We start from the raw sequence: 26,163 nt of genomic DNA, 5'->3' as shown, positions 1-26,163 counted from the left end.
ATTTCTTCTAACTTATTAAAAATTCAAAACGTTGTGAAAATTTACATGCGCTTGCATTCGGCCTTCAGCTTTTATCTATATTCAGATTTAATCTGCGAACTTCATCATCGGTTTGCGCTATTAGCCCCTCTAATGTTTTTCCGTGGGCAGTAGGCTGTCTTGACTCAGGGTCAACTTTTACAAAAACAATATCGTCGGCAAAACAAATTGTTTTTTTCGTCGCTTTATTACGCACAAGGCAACTTACGGTAATAGAGGTTCTCCCCACCGCTTTGGTCTCTAAACCAAACTCAACAATATCGCCCTGCATTGCTGGCGATTCGAAACTAATTTCACCAATGTGCTTGGTGACCAAACAATTGGTTTCAAGCTGACATATCGCCCATATGGCAGCTTCTTCGTCAATCCACTCTAGTGCTCTACCGCCAAACAATGAGTTGGCATAATTGAGATCGTTGGGCATAACTAAACGCCGAGAGAGAAAGCGCATTCGAATTCCTTAATATAAATCGCTACTATATGACTTTAATTATACCGAAAAAAACTTTACATGGCGCTACAACAATTACGCGAATGGCTTCTTACCCTTGATAGCTATGAGTCGAAGCTCGATATGGGCAACCCAGCATTAAGAAGCAAACCTAATGATTATCACAGGCGCATACTTGTTATATCTGGAGATGAAGCCTTCTGTCGTAGCAGCCTTAGTTTTTTAATGAACAATATTCCTGAGAATATTCAGGTAGATTCCTTTACCGGCTCAGAACTAAAAGGTAAAAACAGAAAAATGCTTTTAGGTTCTGAACGAGATATCGGTATTTTACATTGCCATGAATCATTCAGCCCGGGCAACGTTATGGCCCTAGCTGGAACTGTAAAAAAGTCTGGCTGTTTAATTCTAGTAACTCCAGCACTTAAGACATGGCCGTATAAACACGACTTCCCATTTATTTCTCATGGTTATTCAATTAACCTCAGTGCTTATATAACAAGGGCTGTACAACACTTGAACGCTGACAAGCGAGTAGCCCTTCACAGCCAAGAAAGTACTTATATACCAAACGCACAGTCTATGACTGTCTCATCACGTAGTGATAACTTTAAGATTGAACAGAGCAGCACGAGTTTGGTAGAAAATGATTTTGAAAATGGGAGTGTTCATTTTCTGTCATCCCAACAGAAGCAGGCATTTAACGCACTTTGTGAGCAATATAGCAACGGCAATCTAAACACAATTGTTTCTGCGCCAAGAGGCCGCGGAAAATCTACATTATTAGGTATATTTGCTTGGTACCTGTTGTGTAAAGGCAAACGGGTGTTGTTAACGAGTACCCTTATAGACAATGTACATGTTGTTTTTAACCAATTAGAGAAGATATCGGAAAGTACTCAGCTTCTAAAGATGCGTAAAATTTCTGATAAAAAATACATAATGGGCGATGGTGTTATCGAGTGGATGGCTCCCGATAATACACTGCTCAAGCAAGGTAATAATGACGTTATCCTTATCGACGAAGCCGCCTCCTTTCCTCTGCCTATGCTTTTTGAAATTGTTGAAAAAAACTGTAGCTGGGTATTAAGCACCACTATTCAAGGTTATGAGGGGAGCGGAAGTGGCTTCCTGCATAAACTTATGCCGCGTTTAACCAACTTCCTAAAACGCACAAAAAGCACCGACCTTAATCAGATAGAACTTACAACGCCACTGCGCTGGTTGGAAAATGATCCTATCGAGGACTTTTTAAGAGGTGTGTTCTTGTTTGAAGACGTTAACGCTTCATCAACTATTGAGTTATCGGCTAGTTCGGTTAACAGCACTGACGAGTTGAGACAGAAGCAACTTAACGACAAAGTAGATAATCAAGAGACCAGTATTGAAAATCATTTAAAAAACGATGAGCTCAATATACATCCCCAAATACTAGCTACAGCGTTTACCCGTCTTAACGAGACTGAGCTTTCTCAAGTGATGAGTTTATTAGCCCTTGCGCATTATCAAACTTCACCAGACGATCTCATGCGCCTAATGGACAGCCCTGACCTTATTTTATTCGTGCACTTTCACCATTCTCGTGTTGTGGGCGCCGCGGTAGTCAATAAAGAAGGCGGTAATGCGCTTCAAGAGTTGGGGGATGATATTGCCATAGGGAAACGAAGACCTAAAGGTCACTTGAGCGCTCAACGAATTACATTGCTCACCGCTAATGGTAAAAATGCTGCGTTAACCTACTGGCGTATCAACCGTATTGCTGTACACCCTAAGTATCAAAGAAAGGGATTTGGTAAAGCTATTCTTAGTGAGATAAAGCAGGCGGCAAGCAGAAAAAAAGTGGATTTTTTAACTACCTCTTACGGAATCGACGAACATGTAAATATGTTTTGGGATGCCAATCATTTCAAGTGCGTGTATAGGGGTGAAAAAAGAAATAAAGCTAGTGGAGAAGTGAGTGCGCTAAGCATTTATTCACTTTCAAGCCGCGCAGAAGAAGAAGAGTCTATACTTAACAATATCTACGAGAGTCACCAAAAACAACTTCCTTTCACTTATATTAGCTACCAGTTGCAAGACCTGTACATCAAAAAGCTATCGCACTTTGTAAGCGGATATAGGCATCTAGAAAGCGTTTGGCCTATAGTCTCTTCTCTGGCAAAATCTATATCCGAAAATACGTGTAGATATAACAATACGATTAAGCGGCAAGATACTTGTTCTAAACACCAGGCGAGCTCAATCAACTTTGGCGATTGCTTTAACGATGCAATATTCGCAACCTACCCCCAATGCACTAGTGAAAAACTAATACCCTTGTTATCAAAACAAGAACTCGACTATGCAATACTGGCAGACGTTATAGAAACCTCAGGAAAAAAGGAGACTAATAATAGCCTCAAATGCTTAGTACAGCGCTTTTTGTGCAATGTAGAAAGTCAAAAGGATTAGTAAAACAAAAAAGCCTCCGTGAGGAGGCTTTTTGAACAAGCAAATCGATTAAATGCTTATGCCGCGATTTTTCGCTTTTTCCATGATGTAAGGTTCCCACGCCGATGCGTTGCGGCGAAGAGAGCGATCTTTCTTAGCTTCTTGAATATGTCTGAAGGCTTCTTTGAAGTTACCCGCGTAGAAATTCGCTTCCATAAGTGTGAAGTGAACTTTAGCAGGCTTTTCAACACCTCTATCAAGCGCATTTTCTAATGCCTTAATAGCGCCTTTATAGTCTTCAGCAACAAGTAAAAGCGTGCCTTGCTTTTTGTAAAGCTCTGGATCAGAACTCATCTCAGCAGCTTTACCATAAAGCGACGCCGCTGTTTTAAATTCCTTCGCAGAGTGATAAGCATTAGCTAGACTAGCTAACATTTTTTCATCTTCTTCAAGCAAGCCGGACTTTATGTACTTTTCCATAACCTTGGCACCGCGATACGGCATGCCATTTGTTTGGTAAAGTTGAGAAAGTGCTTTTATCTCGCTTTCTTTTTCAAGATAACCTTGAATGTAAGCAAGTTCGAATGTAGACAAAGCTTTCTTATAATCTTCAACAGAAAGATAGAAGAAACCTAACTGACTCCACCAACGCGGCTCTTCAGGGAATTTACGTACAAGTTCCTCTGCCACAGCCACAGTTTCTGGATACATCTTACGCTCGTAGAAAGACGTCAGTTTCAATACATACGGGTTTTTGTTTGGCTCTTCGTATAAAGCTATTGCTTTATCTGCTGGCTCTATCATCTTGTCTAATTGCTTAGATTCATAATAAGCCTGAGTCAAACGCGTATATACATCGGCGTCTTCTTTACAAGTGAAATCCATCCACGCGTTATACCACTTAACGGCGTCAGTAAACTTCTCTTCCTGCATACTCAAATCGCCCAATAACTTGAGAGTCTGAGAATGCTCCAGATCGTTTAGTACCTTCGGCTGAACAGAATCAGCCAAGAAACCGTAAGCCTTCATCCCTTTGCCTTCTTGAGAAGCAAGTAAGTTACCAATGAAGCGTTTTACATATGCTTTGTCAAAATCATCAGAAGGGTCAATATCGTATAGGATATTCAACGCTTCATCGACTTGGTCTTCATTGTAAAACTCAAACGCTTTCTGTACTTTTTTACCAGTACGCTCGCCTACCAACGTAGTTTTGCCCTTTTCATATCCAGGACACACCACTGCAGAAGACTGCGCTAAGGCAGCAGACGATGTGAACATCGCCCCCGCGCCTAGCACTAAAGCAACAGCTGACATTTTAAATGAACGTATCATCATAATCATTGCTCCAGTTTGAAGTCTAGTTGTACGAACATACCAGTTTGTTTAACAGCTTTGCCATCAACAATCTTAGGCTTGTATTTCCATTTGCGAAGGGCACGGCGTGCCTCGCGGTCGAAAATACGCTTTGGTTCAGCTTCGATAACTTCGATATCATCAACACCACCAACTTCGTTGATAGTGAACGACAACCTAACCCAACCTTCACGGCCATCACGCGCCGCTTGAGGTGGATACTTAGGATCGATACGAACGATAGGCGTTGCTTCACCATCACGCTGCATTGCACCAACGCCACCAATGTTTACACCAACACCACCTGTGTCTACAGCTGGAATAGCTAGGCTAAATCCGTCTGTGTCAGGTTCCGCAGCTTCCGGCTCAACTTGCTCCATTTTTGGAGGCTGAGGCGGTGGAGGCGGAGGTGGAGGCGGAACACGTTGACGCGTTTGCGTCTGGTCGTCTGGTTCCTGCATCACAATATCGATCACTGGCGCAGGCGGCACTTCGTCTGCAGGCCTAGATGAGTTTTCAATCAACTTAGCCATTAGAACGAATAGGGCAAATGCAACACCAGCACCTAATAATATAGATACAATTATACGTAACATCTTATCCCCTTGCCGCTACCGAGACTCGGTTAACGCCAGCGGCTTTAACCTGATCCATTATCTCAACTACTAAACCATGCTTTGCTTTAACATCAGCTTGGATGATTACGTAGTCAGTTGGCTGCTCGGTAAGCAGTCTTTCAATATTCGCTCTTACGCTGTGCGGCTCTACTTCACGTTTATCTAACCAAACGTTTCCATCTTCAGTTACGGCGATAAAAATGTTGGCGTTTTTGTGAAGAACCGCCTGGCTCGCATCTGGCTTGTTAACTTCAATCCCTGCTTCTTTAACGAAAACAGTGGTAACGATAAAGAAGATAAGCATGATGAAGACAATATCCAACATGGGAGTCATGTCTATCTGTGCATCTTCTTCCTCGGTTCTGACTTTTCGAGCCATAATCTCTCTCTCTAATGATGTGGCAGGCTATCAACTAGCCCTTCTCTTGCCAGCTTCACTTTCGCTTCAAGACGTGAACTGATGAACAGTCCAGATAGCGCTGCTACCATTCCCGCCATAGTTGGGATTGTAGCCATAGAGATACCAGCAGCCATAAGACGTGCGTTACTGGTTCCTTGTGTGGCCATTGTCTCGAAAACGCTGATCATTCCGGTTACCGTTCCAAGTAGTCCAATAAGAGGACACATTGCAATGATGGTGCGTATTATCAGCATTCTTGCGGTTAAGTCGTCTGACGCTTGAGAAATCCACGCGTCACGGATTCTATGCGCATACCATGAAGTGGTATCAGCTCGTGCATCCCATTTAGCGATGATGTCTTTCTTCACCTTTGGAAAAACAGAGGTTAAATACCAATAACGCTCAATCATTAAAACCCACATGAGAAAGAGCGCGGCAGCAACGAAGTAAAGTACGTCACCGCCGGTAGCGATAAAGTCCCTGACCGATTCGAATAATCCAATCAGGTAATTCATATTACGCCTTCTCCGACTCTGTATGAGCAGCAACGATGCCCGCTGTTTGCTCATCAAGAATGTGGATGATTGACTTGCTGCGAGAAGCTACGATGCTGTGAGTAAGAATTAGCGGAAGTGCCGCAATAATACCCTGAGCAGTAGTTACAAGAGCCATTGAGATACTTCCTGCCATCATACGTGGGTCACCAGTACCGAATAATGTGATGGTTTGGAACGTCTCAATCATACCAAGTACTGTACCAAGTAGACCAAGTAATGGTGCAATTGCTGCGAAGATCTTAATTACGTTAATGCCGCTTTCGATACGTGGAAGTTCACGAAGAATTGCTTCATCAAGTTTAAGCTCTAAGTTTTCTGCATCGGCATTTTTGTTCTCTTTGTATACTTTCAGAATACGACCAAGAGGGTTGCCTTCAGAAGGGTTGCTTACATTCTTGAGCTGTGAGCGCATTTTGCCGCCAACAATAGTAAGCGTGATCAGTTTATACACACCAATCAGTAGACCAATAGCTAGCATTAGCGTGATGGTATAACCAACTGGGCCACCTGCGTGGTAACGCTCTGACATAGTTGCTTTTTGCTTCAATAGGCCAAGAATTGCACCTTGTGAAGGGTCAGCATAGAAAGGTACAAGACCAGACGTTGCATCAATTAGGTCATTAGCAGACGCTACAAAGTGCGCATCAGGCTGACGGCCAAGAGGCTGTACAACTTCTGCTTCAGGATCGTATGCCAAGTAACCGTCTTCACCGATTAGGTTAAACGTACCGATACGAACGATTTCTTGCTGTGATGAACCACCGTCTAGGTTTACTACTTCAGTAGTGAACTTAACAACGTCACCGCCTTCAGTCATTTCTTTTTGAAGTGCAAACCATAGGTCTTCTAGTTCTTGAATGTTAGGAAGACCTTTAGAGTCTTCAGACATTGCTGCTAGGAATTCACCGCGGCCTTCAAACTGAGCACTAACAATTGATGTAGAGATACGACCGTGAGCTTCAGAAGATGCTTGACGAACAACACCGAACATTTCGCCAAGAGTACCTGTTGCTTGGTCTAATTCAGCTGCCTTTTCGTTCAACGTTACTTCGTTATCAGAAAATTGCTGCTGTAGACGATCGCCACGATCTTCTTCAGCTTTAAGTTCGCTTTGTGCTTTTCTTAAAAGCGCCTGCTTATCAGCACGAGCAGATTGGAACTCCGCCTCACGCTGTTTGTCTAGACGTGCTTCAGATACACGATTTTGCTGGACCTGGTCTAACAGATCCTTAAGGCTCTTTGCTTCCTGAGCCTGTGCTCCGGTTGCCGCAACTGCAACTGTTGCAGCGGCTAAAAGAGATTTGAATACTGGTTTCATTAACAATTACTCCGCTGCACTAATTGGTAGTTTGATTAGATCTGCAGGAATGACGTTGTTAGCCATCTTAACTGCATCAACAACTGATGAAAGATATTCATCACCAAGTTTTTCCCATGTGCGGCTCTCGTTATTCCATACCCACGCGTGAGTTTGGTCTAGTGAAAGCGCTACTAGTGCTGCACGGCCTAGGTTAAAGAAGTCAACAGTAACTTCTGTACCTGCATCGTCAATCGTACCTTGGTAAGAGTTGATCTTAGTGCCGTATTCAACTTCAACTAAGTATGCTTCAAGAACCTGACGGAACTGCTCAGAAACAGTAACGTTAGAGTTAGCCATAAGGTCACGTAGACGTTCTACACGCTGAAGACGCTCTTCAAGGTGAATAGGACGGTCTAGTTTGATGAACTTCTCTAGACTGTCGATCATACGGAACATAAGCGGAACAATGCCCTGCTTAGTTTCTTCGATGCTGTCAATTTGACGCTGCAAAGAATCGATCCCGCGCTGCTGGTCAGCAACAAGGCTAGCTAGATAATCATTGTAGACTTTTAGGTTTTCTGTCTGATCTACTGTTTGACGATACTCTACAAGTAGCTCTTGAGATTGTTCAAACAACGTGTTGATTTTTTCTTGCGATTTCGCCGCAGCCGCATGAATTTTCGCTTCTTCTCTGTGAAGATCTTCAAGCGTATCTGCAGAGACTGCGCTACCTGTTAGTGCGAATGCACCCATAACAGTAGAAGCAATAAGAGTTCTCTTGCTCATTTTGGACATAGTTCCCAACCAAATTTCTTATTTGAATCCTCGCCGATAGGAAAATATTCGGGCAAGGGGCGTATTAAATTTTTACAATGTTGTTTCAAAAATGTGGTACCTGTGGCGCTAACCAGTACCACGAACCTATTATACTCACATGGAATGTAAGGGTTAGTCAAGCAACACTACACGGCTAGCAAGGAAATGGCGCGCTGCCTGAACAAAAAACAGACACCTCGGAACGTACAACCTCGTACTTTAGTTTTGTTACTTACCCATTTAAAGTTTCACGCGTATTTTGTTTTAAAATTGTTGCGTTATCGTTTACCAAACCAGCCCGTAAGAGCATATCGTGGTTTTTTAGCGAACGGCATGAGATAAGTTACGCTGTGAATATTTTCTACTGTGAATATGCTTAGGGTATTAAAATTCGGAGTCCAACTTTCAGTGGTAGTACCATCTTCATTAAATAATTGCACCAATCCGCCCCAGTCTGGATGCCATTCTGGCGACAAGTTAAATACGTAAGCTAATTTTCTTCCTTCTTGTTCCACCACATCTTTGTGACGAGTGAGAAATTGGCCAGGTACAATCCGAGTAGCCTGCATACTGGCATAATTCAAATCTCCCACCCCAGTCATTTCACTCATAGCGCTTAATACCCTTTAGCTGTTTATCGCTGAAAAGAAGTGGTTGAGTACTGTATTAGTCTCATTTTCACTAATATCGCGTCGCCCGAAAGAAAAGCCATTTCCTTTCGCCGCATTTTCCACGAGATTGAAATAGATTTGCTTTCTTTGTTCGTCATTCAACGCTTTCCACTCTTAAGCAGAAACCACTATGCGTTTGCCATCAACCGTCATAGCAGTATCGAAAGTCACATTTTCACTCAACGCTTGGTATAAGTGAGCTGCTTCTTCAAAAGACAAAATGTCGCAAACACGAAGTTTTTTGAGTTAGAAGTGACGAGGCAATCAAAATATCGAGTAGGGTGAGGCTTGCGCCTCATCCCTCTTATATGGACTCCCTGAAGTAATCAACATCTTTTGAAAAATTAGTAGTAGATGCGCTCTTATATACGGGCTTTAAATGGAGAGCTACTCCTGCCCTTCGATGTATACGCACCAACAGTTCAATTCTCACACACAGTGTTTAGTCACTTGAGAGGACTGGCTGAATTCTGCTGGTTGGTCTTACCATTTATTTTCGCAATTTGTTGATTTACTAACTCTTAGGCTGCTAACAGTATCGGATTGTAATCGTCATTATTCTTTATTAGAGCAACAGCGGTTCTCACCGTTTTATTTGCTAACGCGATGGCAGCAACCTTCTTTCCCCTTCGGTCAACTAACGCCTTCAGCCACTGCTCTTTCACAGTCTTAGGCTCTCTGGATACTGCTTTATTCACTACCGACATTGCTCCCTGATAGAGCAAACTTCGCAATCTTTTATCTGCACAGTTTTTAGAAATATGTCCCAATCGCTCTTTACCGCCGGTCGAATGCTGCTTCGGTGTCAAACCTATGCATGCTGATGCATCCCGGCCTGTATTGAACTCTGTCGCATTTCCCAATCGAACGGTTAACCCCAAAGCAATCAAAGGGCCTACGCCTTCGAGTTTACTTAATTTCTGGCAAACAGGATTATGCCGCGTGTGTTCTGCTATGAGCCTGTCATAACTTTCTATTTGAGTCGTATAGAGTTGTAACATTTGTGACTGCGCAGCCAAAGCCTGACGATAATTCATCGGCAAGCCGTTTTCTGCATCTTCTAAAATGTCAGGCAGCGCAGTGACTAAATGATTTAACCCCTTTGCTATCACAATCCCGAATTCCGTCAACAGTCCTCGTATCTGGTTTGCCAACGCCGTCCTTTGCTCCAACTGCAGCATTCGCACCCGCTCCAGGGCCTGAAGACCCTGTTCATCTTCCTCCATGATGCCACAAGAGTTTATATGAGGTAATTGAGCCGCAATACCGATAGCGTAGGCGTCATTTTTATCTGTTTTTTGCTTTAATTGCAGCCCTTTTACTGCGCGAGGATGAATGATTTTTACTTGATGACCATGCCGCCTCGCTAAACGCGCCCAGTAATTCGAGCCACCACAGGCTTCCATTGCCACTAACGCTGACACATGGTTTCCCAGAAGTGCTATCAATGCTTTACGACTCATTGCTTTGTTATAATCAATTTTTCCGTCACTGTTGAACTTGCAAACCTGAAAGGAATGCTTTGCAAGGTCAATTGCAATAATTGTATTCTTAATCATGTATGGACCCCTTTGGCTAATTTGACAATTAAGACCGTACCCCTTTCAGGGAAGGGAGTCCATACATCTCACAGAACCGTACGTACGGGCCTCGTATACGGCTCCTGCATACTTCATATCACTTGCTAAGTGACACAATGCTAATTTGCAATCTAGTATCGTGCGCCCTATGGACATCGTTCATTTTCTAACATTGTGGTAACTTTCATTGCAGGGTTTGGCGTTCTAGCACTGAGGCAATCTACCAAATTTGACTACAATTACTTCCCATATACGGCCTGTCTCACCAGACATCACTATTCCTAGCGCACCGATTCGACTTGTCCCGCTGATCAGGCGGCTTGTGTATCAATGATAAAAAAACTCACAACTCATCAGAGTCTTAAAGTCTGCTTCCCCCCTTCGCAATCCATTTAAGCTTTTGGCTAAAATAGATCCTATCAAACACAATGCTGATAGTCGGCTTGGTTTTACCCTCCACACCATTACTGGCTTTCATCGGCCTAGCCTTACTCACTACTACGGGTTCTATCTGGTAACCACGTTATGCCACCTCACACTCGCAACATTCTTGGATCACTCCTTGAACGATACGTCCAACCATTTGATTGGATCTAATGCCAGGCTTCCCCAGTTACTGTGCTGGTAACCACGTTATGGCTCCCTGTTAGAAATTCCACCCTCAAACACAAAACAGGACTGACTGAGTATCGGGCTTCGCGCTATTTTGCACGCTTACCCTCCTGTCTTGCCGAATCAGGTTCACTTGCGTTGTGTACCTCTAACTTCCTATGGCTTGCTTCGGGCCGGCCCCCGGAGACCCTGCCGTTGGCCAACAACGCCCTTGCCATTCGGATTATCTTCCCCTCAGTCAGGGTGATTCAGGTTTCTTTCAACCTGACGGGTTTGCCAGCTTCGCTGGGCAAACAAAAAAGCCGCCCTTCGAAAAAGGGCGGCTTTGTTTACTTTTTATACTCAGCAATATGTTTACTGAAGAGTACTAAGCTTTTTTACTTAAAACTTATGGTTAACACGTAGGCTGAATCGACGGCCTAAACGCTCATCAATACCAAAATGGCCTGCAGCAAATGCAATATCGCCATTTTCGTCTGGTTTGCGATCAAGAAGGTTCAGTATGTTCAGCTGTATATTTGTCGATGAATCCAGAGTATATCCGATACTTAGCTCATGAATCGCACGCCAATCAGTCTCGTTGGTGAAGTTACCTTGGAAAGTACCATCTTCAAGCTCAGTATAACTATCCGCGTATAGACGCTGATCTAACGCATCAATTTTAACTGGGTTCTGCCAACGAATACGATGACTTACGATCCAGTCTTCGTACAACCAGTTGATATCAACCGTACCAATCCAATCAGGGTCGGCAAAGTCACCAACATCTTCCGTAACTTCTGCGGCAGGAGTTGCCTGGAATTCGTTAGTAATATTATTTTGCGTCGATGAATTCACACTCAAGTTACCGTACTCGCCTAAATCATGAGTATAGAACAATGAGATAGAAACCGCTTCAAACGTAGAAAGTGCAACGTTCGCCGGCTGATTACGAGCTTCAATAACTTGGAAGTCATCGCCACGTACAAATGTATTACAAGCTGGTTCATTCGGGAAGTTATTGGAGTCATAACATGTCGCCGCCAACGTTTCAAAATCAACTTGAGCAATAAAATCTTCAATTTCTAGATTATAGTAGTCAACACTCAGCTGAAGGCCCTCTACAAACTCAGGCGTGTAAGCGAAACCGTAAGAGTAGGATTTATTAGTTTCAGCGCCTAGTTCTGGGTTACCCGAAATCAAGCCTGTTGGGATGGTTCCGTCTTGAATGCTTGAAACAAAGGTGTCGGTATCAATACCTTGTGATTCACAGTTGGCTTTTCGTGCTGCTGGATTTGGACCTAAGCCCACAGAGCGTGCATCACAAGGGTCATCTCCAGATATGAATGATTGTTGCTTAGGCTGGAACAATTCATTTATAGATGGGTTCCTAAACGCCGTTGCATAGGTAGCACGGAACGAGAGGTCATCAATTACCTGCCACTTCATGCTGGCTTGGTAAACGTCCTCTTCTGTTGTTCTGTCTTGGAAACCTGCAGGCGCATTTGTATTGAACTCTTGATTTCGGAAAGCACCGCTTAATTCAAAATATTGAACAAAGGGGATGTCCATATCTTCAGATACGATTGGTGCAACAACCTCAACATAATATTCATTAGTGTCGAAACCACCGCTTACAGGACGGTCAATAGTTGAACGAGTAATAGGAACACGTCCGCCTACTGCAGGCTCGTAGTCACCCTTTTCTATACGACGCTCAACACCAACTACGAAATCTAGTGGGCCTGCGGGAAGTTCGAACGCTGTACCACCAATGTTTGCCGTGTAAACAGTTTGCAAGTTACTCGCTTGAGACATTTGCGAACCACCAGTGATGAAGTCTAGTGCCTCAGGCGATGCTTGAGACCCGAATAGGTTAAGCGGTTGACAGCCATCTAGGAACGGAAGGTCCTCATCAACAAGACCCGAACCAGAAGCACGTGAGTTAAATCCTTCTAGTGTTCCTGCCGCTAAATCTGCATAGGCACCACAAATAATGTCTCCACGCTGGAAACCACCGGTGAACTGAGAGCGAGCTCCCTGTAGAGCAGCCAACGCATCATCTAGTGTGTCTAGACCCTGTTCATCACGAATTCGTTCAAGCATAGTGTCGTCGACACGCTGTGCATCAACTGCATTTAGGAAGCGACCATCGACAATACCTGTAGTTCTGATATTAATATCTGAACGGCCGTGAACTACAGACACATCCCAGTAGAAATCTCTGTCTAAAGCTTCGAATTCGCCCTCTAACATACTGCTTGCACGCCAAACGTGTGTTTCGTTTGAGTTGCCACCAAGGCTCACTAGATCATTGTTAAACCGGTGAACAGAAAAGCTGTCTGCGCCGTACCCAGTATTTACTATCGTCGAGCGCGCCTGTTCAGATAGGAATGGGTTGTTGATACTCATGTTAATAGCAGCAGATGTCCCGCCGAAGAAACCGGTTTGGAAACCACCTTGGTTTACCAATTCACTTCCTTTTGTGTTCGCATACATGAAATCGTTTTTAATTCTCACATTATCGGCAAGGTCATAATTAAATGACGCGTATGTGTTCATACGTGAGGTAGGAGAGCGAATTTGCGCCACGCTGTCGAAGAAATCTAAACCACAAACGCCTTCGCCACCTTGGGTAATCAAGCTACGTGCTTGTACTGTACCTGGCTGGCACTGTTGTAGGTCCCCATTTTGGCTGAACTCGTAAAAGTTTCCGTCTGGCATAGAGCCCAACCCAAACGCCGGAAGAAAACCACCGCCGGCAGGAGTGATAGCACCATTCTGTGTAAACAGCTGTAGATTTAATTCATTATAAACAAGACTTACAGATTGTCTGTCGGCTGCGTCAACCGTACCGTCGCCATTGAAGTCATCTGGCAAACCATCTCCATCTAAATCAAGCAACTCGTTTTGTGCAGAGTCAAAACCTGGATTGTTGTTACACAAAAAATCTTGGTCGCACAGAAGCAAACCATTGTTTCGTGTATACTCAATACCGAAAGTTATATTACCGCGACCATCGTCGAAATTACCACCACCTAGTGCGCTAATTTGGAATGTTCTAGCATTGCCATCTTCGTTACCGTCGTACTGCGCAGTTACCTCAAAGCCTTCATAATCATCTTTCAAGATTACGTTAACGGTACCTGCGATTGCATCAGCACCGTAAGTCGCAGCACCGGTTAGTGGAACCACTTCAATACGTTCAATAAGCGCAACTGGTATGGCGTTAATGTCAACCTGAGAGCCACCCTGAGAAGCAGATTGAGAACTTACAAAACGCTTACCATTCACTAGTGTAAGCGTTCGTGAGGTTCCAAGGTCAAACAAGTTTGCTTGGTTTTGACCAGCATTCTCAGCATCCTGAGCGCCAGCAGGAGTTAGTGAGCCACCGAACAATGGCGATGCATTAAGTAGGTCTGCGGCGTTTGTGAATCCACGCACATCTAAATCTTGTTCACCAAATGAGAATACAGGTGCACTCTCGCTCAGCTCAACGCGGCGTATACGAGAACCTGTGACCGTGATTTTTTCAACTGCTTCATCAGCAGTTGCGTCGTCGTTCGTTGTTTCTTGTGCCAATGCAAGATTACTTGCTGATACTGCGAGTGCAGAACCAAATACGCAAGCTAACTTGACTGACGTAGCCAACTTAGAATTTTTAAACATGTAAGTCTCCCTGGACCTAGTATTTTTGTCTGTGTGTTTTTTTTCGCTTTTGCGAATATTTTTGTAAGGCTTTCGCCCAGCTTCTATAGAATACAAAAAACGACTGGGGGTCAATACGCAGTGGTACAATTGTTTGCTGAAAAGTTCAATTTTTTTTTGAATAAAGTCACGAATTGTAAAGCCTTGCGTACAAAACATACTTTTATTACATTTTTCTTAATGCATGGCTACTTTTTACACTAAAGTATAAAAAGTAGCCATGCAGCAGCGTTATCGAAAACGAGAAAAAGCTTTTTACAGTCAAAAAAGTCGACGCTTGAGTCTTAGCTTATCGAATTTAAATAAAATCCAAGCTTTCGTTTTATGGCATTCGGTAACTCGGGTAAGGCCGATTTTGGCAACAAAAAAGTAGCCATATTAAAAAAATCGAGAAATATGCGATTAGACTCAGTAGTACGTTTTAAATAATGATGGCCAGAAGACCCACCGGTACCAATTTTGGTACCCAGCATTCGTTGTACCATCATGGCGTGCCGATAACGCCAGATGGTTAACTGTTCATCAATTTCAGTTAATGCTGTAATAAGTTGAAAAGGTAGATTGAATACTGGCTCTTCAGAATATTGCTTTATAAATAAGGCTGACAATAAGGCTTCGTGGCTAAGCCTAAACTTGTCTTCTTTGCGCAGCTTTTCGAACTTTTCATGGTCGAACAGTGCATCAAAGTTTTCTGTGGTAGACTGCCAATCTTTCAGCTCTTGACGCTTATCTGCAGTTGAGAGAGTGTCGTTTGTAGATATTGTGTCGTGGTCATCGGTAAGCATTTCTGCGGTGGCTTTTTTATAATACTCCCAAAAGTCGAAATCATCGGTTTTTAGTAATGGCATTCTTGATAGCCATTTATCGACCAAATCGAATAGGCTAGGCTTTTTCTCTAAGCCTTCAAGCAATGCTCTGTCATCATCTGTTAGGCGACTATAAAAACTCTGCTTATCAAAATCGACGCGAAACTCTCGCTTTAACCCAAGCGAAATTTCCAACCGCTTGAATTGAATGCTTTGGAAACCAGAGGCAGGCACCAAATAATCTCTAAATGAAAGAAACTGCTGCGGCGTCATGGTTTCCATTACCGCAATTTGATCATTCATTAATCGCTGAATGGTAATCACTCGCTGCAGGCGATGCACAACCTGAGTGAGCTGCTGGTCTTTCACTACCTCTTGATTGAACGTATCAATTGTGGCGTTTAGCTCGTGTAGAATTTGTTTAAACCACAACTCATAAACTTGATGCACAATAATAAATAGCATTTCCTCGTGCGCTGCATCTGAATACTTTTCACTTTGAAGTTTTTGTGCGCCGAGGATTTTGTCTAACTGTAAGTAGTCACCGTAATAGCAGGGCTCTATATTCTTTTTCATAATGTTTGTCTCTGTCTGGGTACTGATATACGCGAAGCCGTTTTATATAAACCTTGCCACTTACTTTTGCTTTTCTTTCTATTAAATTTTCCCTTTATTTATTTTTCATTGTGGCGTATTCGACTTATATAGAATACAAGCTATACCTTAATAGTGACAGGGCACTGTCTATTGAGTAACGTAAACGACTGTAGAAAAAAGTGTGCAATTTGAGCGATATGCATACATTCAAGCGCGCTATCAAATTTTTTGCTGAACCGCAACGAGTGGCGGTTACCCAACGGATGAGAGGTAAATTTAATGAAACTTGATGATGATATTCATAACTATTACGAACATTTGGTTTTGGAGCGAATAGCAAAGTTAGGATTGGATAAATCAAAGTCGGCAGACTATCTTGCAGACTTGTGCTGTTTGGCACTGAATCAAGTGCCACCCCGCTATATTAGGTTTGAAGTAGACATGGCATTTTACCTGCCTCAGAGCGAACGGAAACAAATGGAAATGAACGTGGAGTATGCCATAAGCAAAGCGCTGCGGTTTTTGAATGATGCCGAACATGACGCTGAAAGAAGCGAATCACAAAAAGAAGAACAAGCAGACTAGTTGTAATTATGAGAGGAGTTTGGGTGGCAGGCCTCCAGCCACATCCCGGCACATGAGTCGTCTGCTGCGGCTGCTCCCTTCCAGGCCTGACCGAGTTCACAGAGTATCATTGCGGGAGGACCAAAAGCCCACCATAGAAAACTGCAATTAACGAGTCGCTTGCGCCCTCCTAATTGCGGGGCGCATTATGACTATTTGAATGCTAAGTTTCAAGCCTTATTAGAAAATCTCTCTTCCGCTATTACATTTGCAATTCGATTGGTGGCTGTATTTTCTTTTTCGGCGCGAACATATATTTCTTTAAGCGTGTCGCCAATTTGTTCAATGTGTGCACGCAATGCTTCATTCGAGCTAGATTCCATGCGCTGATGGAAAATATCAATAACGCCACCAGCGTTAATAACATAATCAGGCGCATACAGAATGCCTCGCTGGCTTAGCAGCTCACCCATCTCTTCTCTGGCTAGCTGATTATTTGCCGCGCCTGCAATGACTTTCGCTTTGATATCTGGCAACGTCTGGTCGTTTATCGCCGCCCCTAATGCGCAAGGTGCAAGTACATCTACATCAAGGCTTAGTATGTCTTCTGGGGCAATTACTGTAGCACCTAGCTCTTTTTCGGCTTTTTCTAGACCTTCAGGGAAGATGTCAGCAACGTAAAGTTTCGCGCCTTCCTCGTAAAGGTGCTTGGCTAGTCTGTAGCCAACGTGTCCCATTCCTTGAATAGCAACAGATACACCATCTAAGCTGCGCTTTAAACCGAACTCTACTGACGCTTTAAGCCCAACAAAAACGCCGTATGCCGTCGATGGTGCTGGATTGCCATTCGCCTCTTCTCCAGCGTAGTGATACTTTGCGCTAACACCAGCGATATAGTCAGATTCTTCTGCCATGATTTGCAAATCGGTTACCGCAATACCCGAGTCTTCCGCAGTAAAGTATTTGCCGCCTAACGAATCAACAAACTTACCCATTGCTCGCATCATTTCGGGTGTTTTGGCTTTTCTAGGGTCGCCAATAATCACTGACTTACCACCACCCAGTTCAAGATTTGCCAGTGCTGCCTTGTATGTCATGCCCTTTGATAATCGCAACACATCAGTCAGCGCTTCGCTACTATTTACATACGGCCACATACGGCACCCGCCAAGCGCTGGTCCAAGGTTAGTATTATGAATAGCAATTATTGCACTAAGCCCCGCTTTCTCATCGTGATAGAAAGCCACGTGCTCATGATTATCGAATTCTGAGTGGTCGAAGACTGACATACATTCCCTATTTTTTATTTGCCGATTATTCGCTCTAGTCTAGCCGAAGACTCTGAGGACAAGCGTTGCGAGTTTCTTACATGGTTTTTGTAAACCGAAAGACAAAGGAAATGAATACTATTTTACTAGGACAGCTATCCTATAATTTTTTTTACTATATAATAGCTATCATAAGAATGATGGAAATAGCTGTTATGAAATTAGATAAGTTTGACCGTGAAATTTTGCGCGTCCTACAGCAAGATGCCACAGTTTCTATGGCTGATTTAAGTCAACAAGTAGGACTTTCTCACACACCGTGTTGGCGCCGCGTAAAACGGATGGAAGCCGACGGTATCATTTTAGGTAAAGTCACCTTACTCAACAGTAAAAAGTTAAATTTAGGCGTGTCGGTTTTTATCTACGTCACACTAAAAAATCACGATGGCGACTCGCTGACAGACTTTGAAACTGCGGTACAAAACATCGATGAAATTGTCGAATGCCATACGACCAGCGGAGAGAAGGATTATTTGCTGAAAGTCATTGTTGAGAGCATTGAAGAGTATGAATTTTTACTAAAAACCAAATTGACTCACTTACCTTTGGTTGATCATTTAAGCTCCACGTTCGCGCTTAAACAGGTGAAGAACACGACAGAACTGCCGATTAAGCGTCAGTAGATATTCAAATAAAGAAGGGGCCACATAATCGTAGGCCCCTTAAAATTGAATGTCGTTTTGACTATTTGCTTTTAAACACGCTTCTTTTTACTTCACTTCGACAACAACGTTCACGTAGCATCCACTTGGTTTTCTGGTCGAGCCTTTTCAAACGCATCTAATTCGTTGCAATTATCTGCAATCTTGCTGATAAGCGGATAGTGGTTCATATCAACATTAAAACGCTTTGCATTGTAAACTTGCGGCACTAGGCAAATATCAGCCATAGTAACGTTGAAATCGAAGCAGTACTTCCCTGCTTGGGTTTGAAGTCGCTTTTCAATTGCATCAAAGCCTAATGTGATCCAGTGGGCCGCCCACGTTGCCACATCGTCTTGGCTTGCATCAAAGCTTCCTTTAAGTGCGTTTAACACACGTAAATTACCTACAGGCTGGATGTCGCAGGCAATATCTTGCGCGAGGGCACGAACTCGTGCTCGCTCATTTTTGTGCTCTGGTATGAGTTGATGCTCACTGTCAAACCGCTCGTCTAAATACTCAATGATAGAAAGCGATTGGTTTAAAATGATATCTTCGTCTTCATCGACCAGCGTAGGCACAAGTTCAGCGGGGTTCAGGCGCGCATAATCCATACTGTGCTGCTCACCGCCGTTAGCCACTAAATGAACCGGCACATATTCGTACTCTACGCCTTTCAAATTAAGTGCGATTCGAACTCTATACGTTGCCGTAGAGCGCCAATAGCCATACAGTTTAATACTCATCTCACTGTTGCTCCCATACATTAAATAGGGTTGAAAATAGCATCAAATTTTAGCGCAACGGCTTAACTTGCTGTTCGATTGCACCAAAAATGCTAACGCCATCTTTGTCGAGCATTTCCATGCGAATGCGGTCGCCAAACTGCATAAATGGGGTTGACGGTTTGCCGTCTCGAATTGTCTCAATCATTCTCACCTCAGCAATGCAGGAATAACCTACGCCGCCTTCCGAGATAGCTGAACCATGTTCTGTTCCCTGTTTGTTCGACACCGTTCCTGAACCGATAATTGCACCGGCACCTAAATTGCGACTTTTAGCTGCATGGGAAACGAGCTGACCGAAGTTAAACGTCATGTCTTGGCCAGCTTCAGGCTTGCCAAACAACTCGCCGTTATAAATAGAACGCAGCGGTAAATGCACTTTACGGTCTTGCCAAGCATCACCTAATTCATCTGGTGTCACGGCTACCGGGGAGAAGCTAGAAGCAGGTTTAGATTGAAAAAAGCCAAATCCTTTCGCTAACTCGCCTGGAATAAGTCCACGAAGAGACACGTCGTTTACTAACATGATTAAACGGATGCGCTCGGCGCCCTGCTCAGGTGTACACGCCATTGGTACATCATCAGTAACAACGGCCACCTCACCTTCAAAGTCGATTCCCCACTCGTCACTGGGCAAAATGATATCGTCATTAGGGCCAATGAAGTCATCTGAACCGCCTTGATACATCAGAGGATCGGTCCAAAAGCTTTCTGGCATTTCAGCACCGCGAGCTTTTCTCACCAATTCAACATGATTAACATAGGCGCTGCCGTCTGCCCATTGGTATGCTCTGGGTAGTGGAGACTCACATCGGCTCGTGTCGAAAGAAACACTCTCGCCAACATTGTCGTTTAGTTGCTCGTAGCGGCTTTGCAGTTGCGGAGCAACCTCTTGCCAATTATCGAGTGCATGTTGCATTGTAGGTGCAATGTCGCTAACTTCGCAGGCCCTTGCTAAATCTCGTGATACCAACATCAAGATTCCATCTCGGCTTTCGTTTTTATACGTTGCAAATTTCATTATTTTTCCTCGATAAACAATTGGTATGTTAACAATAATTACATTTATGCCATTACATGCGGGTGAAAGAGAAGTAAGTAGAGGCACAAGTTTATCGTGGGTGTAAGAAAGGGTGTACGCGTAGATTATGAAAATGGCAGGTAAACACCTAAGCTAGCTTGCCGTAGACGTGTTGTAAACCAAACACAACACGTCTATATCGGTAATAATCACTTAGCTAAAAAAAACAAATTAACAGCGTATTATAGTGAAGCCTAGAGTTTTACCGTCGCTTTATTTATGCCGTATTCTCGTAACTTGTTTGCTATGGCCGTGTGACTTAACCCCAGCTTTTTTGCCAGTTGGCGAGTACTTGGGTAAAAAGGGTAAAGACGCTTGAGGAGGTCTTTTTCAAATTTTTTCACCTCTTCGTCAAGTGTCCCTTCAAAGTTCTCATCAATATACGTAACACTAGGAGCACAACTAGGCAACTGAATATCTTCTTTGGTAATTTCTTTCCCATCAAGAAGCGACAGAGCGCGATAAAGCGCATTTTGTAGCTGCCTTACATTTCCAGGCCATGGATATTGCTGTAAGAAGTCGACACAAGACTTACTTAATTTCGCAGGTCTGCGCCCTAGCTTGGTACTGTGCTGCAAAATAAATGACTCGGCTAACGGCACAATATCCTGCCTTCTATCTTTCAGCGACGGCATAACAAGGCTTAACACGTTAAGGCGATAGTAAAGCTCTTTTCTAAATCGCCCCTCTTCTACTAGCTGACCTAAATCTCGACAGGTTGTGCAAATAAAACGTACGTCCACAGAAACCGGCTGTGCATCCCCTACTCTTCTGAACTCGCCGTCTTCTAGCACCCTAAGCAATTTAGCTTGAAGCTGGGAAGACATGTCTGCAATTTCGTCTAGTAGTAGTGTTCCCCCCTTGGCCTGCTCAAGCAGACCCACTTTACCGCTTGACTGATTGTAAGTGCCAGCGGCACATCCAAATAGTTCGGTTTCCGCTACGCTGTCTGGTAAAGACGCACAGTTTAAAGCAAGGAAAGCGCCTTCACTGCGCCGACTCGACTGATGGCAAGCCCGCGCTATCATCTCTTTACCTGTACCGGTTTCACCAAAAATCAAAATGGGCGCGTCTAAATCAGCCACGCGTTTTGCTTCGTGAACAGCGCGCTTCATAAAAGATGACTGAGTGACAAACCTGTCAAAACTGTCTGTGGGAGACTGGTGAAAAGCAGTAAACTGCTGGCCTAGCCGCATTTCAGATTTCAAAATAACCACGGCTCCCGCCATGATACTTTTCTGCTCGCCATCAGCTACAGTAATGGGCAACATATCTGCAAGATAATCTTGTTGAATAAATTTTACTTTTGACGATTGCGGGCCGGGCGCTTTGCCGTCCATCCACTTCGTAAAGTTAAAACCTTTGACAACTTCACTTATCTCCATGCCGATTATTGTTTCTGAGGGAAGCTCTAATCCAGCACTCACCGCTTCATTGCAAAGAAGAATATGGCCTTTTGCATCTACAGAAAATACTGGGTCTGGCAATGTGCGAAGTATGGCCGACAGTTGATTTTTTTCACGCTCGCCGGGCATAAATAACGTGGTTTTGACATCGTCGATACCGTCAATTCTACGAATTTGGGGCATGAGATGTTGAAAATCTTCAAATTCAATGTTTGGGAAATTAAGAAAGATTTTTCCTACCGGATCTATTTCGATTCCGCGTAAGTCTATTTCTTTGTTTACGAGAATATCCAGTACGTCTTGAGCAATACCAAGACGGTCCTGACAGCTGATTTCTAGTCGCATAGGGTAAATTATTTATTTGTAAAGATATATGTACAAGATATCATACTTTTACAAAAAGATAACAAGATAATTGTTACTAAAAATTAAAAAACGGGACAGTAGGAAAAATACTACCACTAAAAAAGGGAGACATATTCTGTCTCCCTTTCTTTAATAAGTTTGAAGCGATTTAGACACTTTCGGTTAATATACACCCAGGACTATTAATGTTTTGGGCAGTTTCTAGCACCTAAAATTAACCTGCTTTTTTCTCTTTCGGCTCGAACAAGGGTTCGAACAAACCTAGCGATTTAGCTTTACCAACAAGCGCCATAATGTCCATCTCTGCCAGCTCAAAAAGATGATCAAACTCTGGAAGTATATAATACAGGGGCTGCATGATATCTATTCGGTAAGGCGTTCTTAGCGCATCCAGTGCCAATAGAGGCTTTCTCACAGGCACATCACTATCTAGCGCATAAATGGTCTCACCCGGGGACGACAATATACCGCCACCATAAATTTTTAACTCGTCCTTTGCTTTCACTAAACCAAACTCGACGGTAAACCAGTACAGGCGTGCAAGATAAATCCTGTCTTCCTTACTCGCAGCAAGGCCAAGCTTTCCGTAGGTATGGGTAAAGTGCGCAAAAGCAGGGTTTGTCAGTAATGGACAATGACCAAAAACCTCATGGAAAATATCGGGCTCTTGAAGATAATCAAACTCTTCTCTTGAGCGGATAAAGGTAGCTACTGGAAATTGCTTGTTCGCCAGTAGGCGGAAAAATTCTCCAAAAGGAATTAACGCGGGCACTTCAGCAGTTTGCCAACCGGTTTTCTCTTTGAGCACTTTGTTAATATCCGGCAATTGAGGAATGCTATTCTCACTCAAATTCAGCAGGTTCAAACCGTCTATATATTCATCGCACGCTCGCTCTTTCACTAACGGAATTTGCCGTGCGTAAAGCTCAGACCATATCTGATTTTCTTCTTGCGACCAGGCTATATGACCTTTATCGTCAGATTCTCGCGATGCATATTGCGTTGTTTTTGGCATAACTTCTAAACCAATAAATTGCTGATTAACTTGATGGTTAGTCTAACCAAAAAGAATCTTCCGAAAAGCATTCCACTATATTGAGCTGCTCGAAACACTGTAACAATGTTTTTACATAAAGCCATAAAGGGCTGATTAAAAACAAAAAAGCCACCTACATTGAGGCGGCTTCTTGTTACTATGAGCTAAAGTTATAGCCTGCTAATTTCTCTGTTTAACTGGTATTCTTTTGAGGTGACATAGGTTTCTATTTTACGTAACCGAACTTCGGTTTTTTCAAAACGTTTTTTTATGTCATGAAATGCTTGCCTCGGCGGCTCACCGGCTTGCCAAACCTTGGTTTTCACTTCCACTTTTGCTTCTTTTGTTTGGCTACTCGCGGGGTTTACCCAGCCCTTGCCCTTTGAAAACTCCTGTGGGGCGGCTTTGCTGCCCTCTAGGTGTTTAGGTTTTTTATCCAAGATAAACCAAGCGGCTATGTACGCAACAAAGATGAACGGACCGGCTAATAAAAAGAAACCGGTGACAACGAGGATCCTTACAAGCCATGTTTCTAATCCAAAGTATTCAGCAATACCTGAGCATACTCCGGCTATTTTTGCGTTGTCTGAATTGCGATAGAGCTGCTTTCCATTTCTCATGCTCTATTCCTCCACTCTGGAGCCTCACTATCGAGAATAGATTCAAGAGTCTCGATACGTTCACTCATTTTCTCAGCTTTGTCAGCCAGCGCACTTAACTCTGCATACTCTTCAGAACTTAGACCCTGATTCACTTGTTTTTTACTTCGATAGTGCAAAATTAACCAAATTGGGGCGACAAAAATAGTAAACACGACTAAAGGCATTACTAATATCGCAATCATTCCTTCTTCCATCTCGAATTCTCCAACAGTCTCTGATTTACCAGCTTCGCTTAGTCGCGAAGCTGGACGCAAGTTCTTATTATTTATTCAGATTTTTCAGTATTTTTATTGGCGCTTTTCATTTTTGCTTTAAGCGCAGCAAGCTCATCATCAACCTTGTCACCAGCTTCCAGTTCAGCAAACTCATCGTTTAACGATTTTCTGCCCAAGTCATAGGCATCTACTTGCGACTCTAAATCGTCAATTTTACGCTCATACTGCTCAAAGCGCCCCATTGCGTTATCGACCTTGCTGCTATCGAGAGTTTTCTTAACCTCAAGACGCGAACTCGCTGTCTTTTGACGCATAATAATGGTTTTTTGACGGCTTTTCGCATCGGCAAGCTTTTCTTGAAGCTGACCTATCTCGTCCTGTAGCTTGCTAATTTGCGCCTCAACATTAGCGAGTTCGTTTGATAACGTTTCTGCTGCGTCTGCAGACTTTTTCTTTTCTTGCAGCGCTGCTCTTGCTAAATCGTCTCTGTCTTTGCTTAATGCAAGCTCTGCTTTTGACTGCCAGTCTGCGGCATCGCTCTCATATTTAGAAATCTGACTAACAATTTCTTTCTTGTTAGCAAGGGTCTTTGCTGAGGCAGAGCGCACTTCAACCAGCGTGTCTTCCATTTCCTGAATGATAAGTCTTACCATCTTTTCCGGATCTTCCGCTTTGTCTAAAAGCGAATTGATATTTGAGTTCACAATGTCTGTAAAACGCGAGAAGATACCCATAATAATTACCTCTTAATAGAAATCTGGTCATCATGTAATCTTGAGAAAATATGACTGAGCCTGTTTTAGTACACTATTGATACGTGAAAGTCTTAGTGGACCACTGATACTGATTATTTTGTATTGAAACTTACCCTTCTTGTGTATGTCGCTTTTCAAAATACTTGTTGGTATGTTTATTCAATATGCTTGCCAACCTTACCAAACCTGTAAGCGCCTAAAATTTCAGCCTTTTTTTAATTTCAAATAATACTCGTTTATCAATTTTTTTTGTTCTACACTATTTGTTAGTCGAAATGACTAACTAATGAGAGATTTAATGAGTAGGTATCGCCAGCAAGACAATTTGCTAGGACAAGCAAATAGTTTCTTAGAAGTATTAGAGCAAATTTCACAAATTGCCCCACTAGACAAGCCGGTGTTAGTTATTGGCGAACGCGGTACAGGTAAAGAGTTAATTGCAGCACGCCTGCACTTTTTATCGAAGCGCTGGGATCAGAATTACGTAAAGCTGAATTGTGCAGCATTAAACGAAAGCTTACTAGAAAGCGAGTTATTTGGTTACGAGGCTGGAGCTTTTACGGGAGCAGCTAAGCGGCGAGAAGGTAGGTTCGAAGTTGCGCATAACGGCACACTTTTTCTTGATGAACTTGCAAACACTTCAGGGCTAATTCAAGAAAAGCTGTTGCGCGTGGTGGAATACGGTGAGTTTGAACGTGTTGGAGGGAGTAAGTCGGTAAAAACTGACGTACGCTTGATAGCTGCTACCAATGAAGATTTACCCGCCTTAGCCGATGCCGGTGAGTTTAGAGCGGACCTACTCGACCGTCTTGCTTTTGACGTTATTACCATTCCTCCTCTTCGCGAACGAAGAGAAGATATAATGATGTTAGCTGAAAACTTTGCCATTAATATGGCCAGAGAAATGGAAATGGAGCTTTTCAGTGGTTTTACTGAAAAGGCCAAGCGCACATTACTCGAATACGAATGGCCGGGTAACATTCGCGAATTAAAAAATGTAGTGGAGCGTGCTGTTTACAGAACGAATAATCCGCATCTTCCGGTACATGAGATTGTTTTAGATCCATTCGAGTCGGCATTTAGACCAAAGGGAAGAGTTCGCACTCAGGATAGAGTAACAAGCGGTGCCACCAAAGAAGCCCCTAAGCCTGAGGCAGCACCTGCTAACGTGGCAGACACGGTTCAGGAGGTTTCCTCTAACAAAAATTCACTGCTCACAGATTACCCCATCGATCTTAAAGAACGTTCACAGCAATTTGAAATTGATATTATCAAACAAGCTCTCTCAGACAGTCAGTTTAATCAGAAAAAGACAGCAGAAAAACTGAGCCTAACGTATCATCAGCTAAGAGGTTACTTGAAAAAGTACAATCTCTTAGACTCATCTGCACAAACCAGTGAGGATTAA

Annotated in this window: 24 protein-coding genes and 1 other RNA gene; 5 read left to right on the top strand and 20 right to left on the bottom strand. The window is 43.2% G+C overall.

The genetic code is table 11. The features are described from left to right. Nucleotides 1-64: 64 nt before the first annotated feature. Nucleotides 65-490 (bottom strand): acyl-CoA thioesterase, encoded by a 426-nt coding sequence (locus CW735_RS05480; RefSeq protein WP_071979602.1) that lies wholly within the window; start codon nt 488-490, stop codon nt 65-67. A 60-nt stretch (nt 491-550) separates the two neighbouring features. On the opposite strand from CW735_RS05480, the gene CW735_RS05475 reads away from it, so the two are divergent. Then, complete coding sequence (locus CW735_RS05475) at nt 551-2,941, top strand: GNAT family N-acetyltransferase (RefSeq protein ID WP_100971232.1); 2,391 nt, start codon at nt 551-553, stop codon at nt 2,939-2,941. Between the two features lie 48 nt (nt 2,942-2,989). Here the strand turns inward: CW735_RS05475 and CW735_RS05470 are convergent, their stop codons facing one another. The 8 genes from CW735_RS05470 to CW735_RS05435 all read right to left on the bottom strand — a co-directional run bounded on the left by CW735_RS05470 (nt 2,990) and on the right by CW735_RS05435 (nt 10,193). Further along, the gene (locus tag CW735_RS05470; RefSeq protein WP_100971230.1) at nt 2,990-4,255 is read right to left on the bottom strand and encodes a tetratricopeptide repeat protein; all 1,266 of its coding nucleotides are present in this window, start codon (nt 4,253-4,255) and stop codon (nt 2,990-2,992) included. A gap of 2 nt (nt 4,256-4,257) precedes the next feature. Beyond that, on the bottom strand, nt 4,258-4,869 hold the full coding sequence (locus CW735_RS05465; RefSeq protein ID WP_071979604.1) for an energy transducer TonB: 612 nt from the start codon (nt 4,867-4,869) through the stop codon (nt 4,258-4,260). A gap of 1 nt (nt 4,870) precedes the next feature. Then, a complete protein-coding gene (locus tag CW735_RS05460; RefSeq protein ID WP_071979605.1) occupies nt 4,871-5,269 on the bottom strand; it encodes an ExbD/TolR family protein in 399 nt (132 codons plus the stop codon). An 11-nt stretch (nt 5,270-5,280) separates the two neighbouring features. Continuing rightward, a complete protein-coding gene (locus CW735_RS05455; RefSeq protein WP_071979606.1) occupies nt 5,281-5,805 on the bottom strand; it encodes a MotA/TolQ/ExbB proton channel family protein in 525 nt (174 codons plus the stop codon). 1 nt (nt 5,806) lies between these two features. After that, nucleotides 5,807-7,165, bottom strand: coding sequence for a MotA/TolQ/ExbB proton channel family protein (locus CW735_RS05450; protein WP_071979607.1), 1,359 nt, complete (start codon nt 7,163-7,165; stop codon nt 5,807-5,809). 6 nt (nt 7,166-7,171) lie between these two features. Beyond that, nucleotides 7,172-7,933 carry a DUF3450 domain-containing protein gene (locus tag CW735_RS05445; RefSeq protein WP_071979608.1) on the bottom strand — a complete coding sequence of 254 codons (762 nt, stop codon included), beginning with the start codon at nt 7,931-7,933 and terminating at the stop codon, nt 7,172-7,174. A gap of 308 nt (nt 7,934-8,241) precedes the next feature. Continuing rightward, complete coding sequence (locus tag CW735_RS05440) at nt 8,242-8,574, bottom strand: 2OG-Fe(II) oxygenase (protein ID WP_083595251.1); 333 nt, start codon at nt 8,572-8,574, stop codon at nt 8,242-8,244. A gap of 581 nt (nt 8,575-9,155) precedes the next feature. Then, nucleotides 9,156-10,193, bottom strand: coding sequence for an IS110 family transposase (locus tag CW735_RS05435; protein WP_100970721.1), 1,038 nt, complete (start codon nt 10,191-10,193; stop codon nt 9,156-9,158). A gap of 639 nt (nt 10,194-10,832) precedes the next feature. Between CW735_RS05435 and CW735_RS19525 the strand changes: the two genes are divergently transcribed. Next, nucleotides 10,833-11,231, top strand: a complete 399-nt coding sequence (locus CW735_RS19525) for a hypothetical protein (protein WP_157812651.1) — start codon at nt 10,833-10,835, stop codon at nt 11,229-11,231. On the opposite strand, the gene CW735_RS05425 is transcribed toward CW735_RS19525, so the two are convergent. Next, the gene (locus CW735_RS05425) at nt 11,208-14,474 is read right to left on the bottom strand and encodes a TonB-dependent receptor domain-containing protein (protein ID WP_071981249.1); all 3,267 of its coding nucleotides are present in this window, start codon (nt 14,472-14,474) and stop codon (nt 11,208-11,210) included. The genes CW735_RS19525 and CW735_RS05425 overlap by 24 nt on opposite strands. Nucleotides 14,475-14,797: 323 nt before the next feature. Beyond that, a complete protein-coding gene (locus CW735_RS05420) occupies nt 14,798-15,895 on the bottom strand; it encodes a tryptophan 2,3-dioxygenase family protein (RefSeq protein WP_071979609.1) in 1,098 nt (365 codons plus the stop codon). Between the two features lie 300 nt (nt 15,896-16,195). Here CW735_RS05420 and CW735_RS05415 point away from each other — a divergent pair, with 300 nt between their 5' ends. Then, on the top strand, nt 16,196-16,501 hold the full coding sequence (locus CW735_RS05415; protein ID WP_071979610.1) for a late competence development ComFB family protein: 306 nt from the start codon (nt 16,196-16,198) through the stop codon (nt 16,499-16,501). A gap of 29 nt (nt 16,502-16,530) precedes the next feature. On the opposite strand, the gene ffs is transcribed toward CW735_RS05415, so the two are convergent. Next, nucleotides 16,531-16,627: signal recognition particle sRNA small type (ffs, locus tag CW735_RS05410), an RNA gene on the bottom strand. Nucleotides 16,628-16,710: 83 nt separating this feature from the next. Further along, entirely contained in the window at nt 16,711-17,769 is a 1,059-nt protein-coding gene (locus tag CW735_RS05405; protein ID WP_071979611.1) for a Glu/Leu/Phe/Val dehydrogenase dimerization domain-containing protein, read from the bottom strand. 194 nt (nt 17,770-17,963) lie between these two features. On the opposite strand from CW735_RS05405, the gene CW735_RS05400 reads away from it, so the two are divergent. Then, the gene (locus CW735_RS05400; protein WP_032094572.1) at nt 17,964-18,431 is read left to right on the top strand and encodes an Lrp/AsnC family transcriptional regulator; all 468 of its coding nucleotides are present in this window, start codon (nt 17,964-17,966) and stop codon (nt 18,429-18,431) included. Nucleotides 18,432-18,541: 110 nt separating this feature from the next. Here CW735_RS05400 and maiA read toward each other — a convergent pair whose 3' ends face one another. The 7 genes from maiA to pspA all read right to left on the bottom strand — a co-directional run bounded on the left by maiA (nt 18,542) and on the right by pspA (nt 24,734). Then, nucleotides 18,542-19,195, bottom strand: coding sequence for a maleylacetoacetate isomerase (gene maiA / locus CW735_RS05395; protein WP_071979612.1), 654 nt, complete (start codon nt 19,193-19,195; stop codon nt 18,542-18,544). A gap of 49 nt (nt 19,196-19,244) precedes the next feature. After that, on the bottom strand, nt 19,245-20,255 hold the full coding sequence (locus tag CW735_RS05390; RefSeq protein ID WP_071979613.1) for a fumarylacetoacetate hydrolase family protein: 1,011 nt from the start codon (nt 20,253-20,255) through the stop codon (nt 19,245-19,247). Nucleotides 20,256-20,509: 254 nt separating this feature from the next. Then, complete coding sequence (tyrR, locus tag CW735_RS05385; RefSeq protein WP_071979614.1) at nt 20,510-22,066, bottom strand: transcriptional regulator TyrR; 1,557 nt, start codon at nt 22,064-22,066, stop codon at nt 20,510-20,512. A gap of 235 nt (nt 22,067-22,301) precedes the next feature. Beyond that, nucleotides 22,302-23,102, bottom strand: a complete 801-nt coding sequence (gene phhA / locus CW735_RS05380) for a phenylalanine 4-monooxygenase (protein WP_071979615.1) — start codon at nt 23,100-23,102, stop codon at nt 22,302-22,304. 191 nt (nt 23,103-23,293) lie between these two features. Continuing rightward, nucleotides 23,294-23,743 carry an envelope stress response membrane protein PspC gene (gene pspC, locus CW735_RS05375; RefSeq protein WP_071979616.1) on the bottom strand — a complete coding sequence of 150 codons (450 nt, stop codon included), beginning with the start codon at nt 23,741-23,743 and terminating at the stop codon, nt 23,294-23,296. Continuing rightward, nucleotides 23,740-23,979, bottom strand: a complete 240-nt coding sequence (pspB, locus tag CW735_RS05370) for an envelope stress response membrane protein PspB (RefSeq protein WP_071979617.1) — start codon at nt 23,977-23,979, stop codon at nt 23,740-23,742. The genes pspC and pspB overlap by 4 nt, the downstream gene beginning before the upstream one ends. Nucleotides 23,980-24,050: 71 nt before the next feature. Further along, nucleotides 24,051-24,734, bottom strand: a complete 684-nt coding sequence (pspA, locus tag CW735_RS05365) for a phage shock protein PspA (RefSeq protein ID WP_071979618.1) — start codon at nt 24,732-24,734, stop codon at nt 24,051-24,053. 319 nt (nt 24,735-25,053) lie between these two features. On the opposite strand from pspA, the gene pspF reads away from it, so the two are divergent. Next, complete coding sequence (gene pspF / locus CW735_RS05360; RefSeq protein WP_100971228.1) at nt 25,054-26,163, top strand: phage shock protein operon transcriptional activator; 1,110 nt, start codon at nt 25,054-25,056, stop codon at nt 26,161-26,163.

This window comes from Alteromonas sp. MB-3u-76 (assembly GCF_002831605.1).
Classification (GTDB): Bacteria; Pseudomonadota; Gammaproteobacteria; order Enterobacterales; family Alteromonadaceae; genus Alteromonas; species Alteromonas hispanica.
This window is presented reverse-complemented; position numbering and strand designations above follow the sequence as displayed.

What these genes read in the sequence shown, in the direction of transcription:
- CW735_RS05480 (WP_071979602.1), bottom strand. Translation starts at nt 490, where the DNA reads ATGCGCTTTCTCTCTCGGCGTTTAGTTATGCCCAACGATCTCAATTAT.
- CW735_RS05475 (WP_100971232.1), top strand. Translation starts at nt 551, where the DNA reads ATGGCGCTACAACAATTACGCGAATGGCTTCTTACCCTTGATAGCTAT.
- CW735_RS05470 (WP_100971230.1), bottom strand. Translation starts at nt 4,255, where the DNA reads ATGATGATACGTTCATTTAAAATGTCAGCTGTTGCTTTAGTGCTAGGC.
- CW735_RS05465 (WP_071979604.1), bottom strand. Translation starts at nt 4,869, where the DNA reads ATGTTACGTATAATTGTATCTATATTATTAGGTGCTGGTGTTGCATTT.
- CW735_RS05460 (WP_071979605.1), bottom strand. Translation starts at nt 5,269, where the DNA reads ATGGCTCGAAAAGTCAGAACCGAGGAAGAAGATGCACAGATAGACATG.
- CW735_RS05455 (WP_071979606.1), bottom strand. Translation starts at nt 5,805, where the DNA reads ATGAATTACCTGATTGGATTATTCGAATCGGTCAGGGACTTTATCGCT.
- CW735_RS05450 (WP_071979607.1), bottom strand. Translation starts at nt 7,165, where the DNA reads ATGAAACCAGTATTCAAATCTCTTTTAGCCGCTGCAACAGTTGCAGTT.
- CW735_RS05445 (WP_071979608.1), bottom strand. Translation starts at nt 7,933, where the DNA reads ATGAGCAAGAGAACTCTTATTGCTTCTACTGTTATGGGTGCATTCGCA.
- CW735_RS05440 (WP_083595251.1), bottom strand. Translation starts at nt 8,574, where the DNA reads ATGAGTGAAATGACTGGGGTGGGAGATTTGAATTATGCCAGTATGCAG.
- CW735_RS05435 (WP_100970721.1), bottom strand. Translation starts at nt 10,193, where the DNA reads ATGATTAAGAATACAATTATTGCAATTGACCTTGCAAAGCATTCCTTT.
- CW735_RS05425 (WP_071981249.1), bottom strand. Translation starts at nt 14,474, where the DNA reads ATGTTTAAAAATTCTAAGTTGGCTACGTCAGTCAAGTTAGCTTGCGTA.
- CW735_RS05420 (WP_071979609.1), bottom strand. Translation starts at nt 15,895, where the DNA reads ATGAAAAAGAATATAGAGCCCTGCTATTACGGTGACTACTTACAGTTA.
- CW735_RS05415 (WP_071979610.1), top strand. Translation starts at nt 16,196, where the DNA reads ATGAAACTTGATGATGATATTCATAACTATTACGAACATTTGGTTTTG.
- CW735_RS05405 (WP_071979611.1), bottom strand. Translation starts at nt 17,769, where the DNA reads ATGTCAGTCTTCGACCACTCAGAATTCGATAATCATGAGCACGTGGCT.
- CW735_RS05400 (WP_032094572.1), top strand. Translation starts at nt 17,964, where the DNA reads ATGAAATTAGATAAGTTTGACCGTGAAATTTTGCGCGTCCTACAGCAA.
- maiA (WP_071979612.1), bottom strand. Translation starts at nt 19,195, where the DNA reads ATGAGTATTAAACTGTATGGCTATTGGCGCTCTACGGCAACGTATAGA.
- CW735_RS05390 (WP_071979613.1), bottom strand. Translation starts at nt 20,255, where the DNA reads ATGAAATTTGCAACGTATAAAAACGAAAGCCGAGATGGAATCTTGATG.
- tyrR (WP_071979614.1), bottom strand. Translation starts at nt 22,066, where the DNA reads ATGCGACTAGAAATCAGCTGTCAGGACCGTCTTGGTATTGCTCAAGAC.
- phhA (WP_071979615.1), bottom strand. Translation starts at nt 23,102, where the DNA reads ATGCCAAAAACAACGCAATATGCATCGCGAGAATCTGACGATAAAGGT.
- pspC (WP_071979616.1), bottom strand. Translation starts at nt 23,743, where the DNA reads ATGAGAAATGGAAAGCAGCTCTATCGCAATTCAGACAACGCAAAAATA.
- pspB (WP_071979617.1), bottom strand. Translation starts at nt 23,979, where the DNA reads ATGGAAGAAGGAATGATTGCGATATTAGTAATGCCTTTAGTCGTGTTT.
- pspA (WP_071979618.1), bottom strand. Translation starts at nt 24,734, where the DNA reads ATGGGTATCTTCTCGCGTTTTACAGACATTGTGAACTCAAATATCAAT.
- pspF (WP_100971228.1), top strand. Translation starts at nt 25,054, where the DNA reads ATGAGTAGGTATCGCCAGCAAGACAATTTGCTAGGACAAGCAAATAGT.